This window comes from Acinetobacter sp. WCHAc060006 (assembly GCF_004209135.1).
In the GTDB taxonomy this organism is placed as follows: domain Bacteria; phylum Pseudomonadota; class Gammaproteobacteria; order Pseudomonadales; family Moraxellaceae; genus Acinetobacter; species Acinetobacter cumulans.
Map to the genome: position 1 here is coordinate 1 of NZ_SGSS01000112.1, position 321 is coordinate 321.

At 45.5% G+C, this 321-nt stretch carries 1 protein-coding gene; it reads left to right on the top strand.

The window, feature by feature from the left end; translation table 11 throughout:
* On the top strand, positions 1-321 hold a 321-nt coding region (locus tag EXE29_RS17405; RefSeq protein WP_213073192.1), incomplete at both ends, for an Ig-like domain-containing protein.

A 321-nucleotide genomic window follows, 5' to 3' on the forward strand; every position in this document is an offset into this window, starting at 1 on the left:
TAACTCAACAGCCAGACGGTTCATGGACAGGTAAAGTGGTTGCTGATGGCAATACAGGTGCCGTGGGTAAAGTAGATTTAACCATCCCAGCAGGTTCATATACTGACAATGCAGGTAACCCTGGTACTGTTGCGAACCAATCACAATCTGTACCAAGTATTGATACTACTGCGCCAACTTCAACAGTGACACTAGATGCCAATGGCAACTTGAAAATTACATTCAGCGAAACGGTTAAAGGTTTCGATGCATCTGATGTGAAAGTGACTGGCGGTACAGTGAGTGGCTTAACTCAACAAGCAGACGGTTCTTGGACAGGCA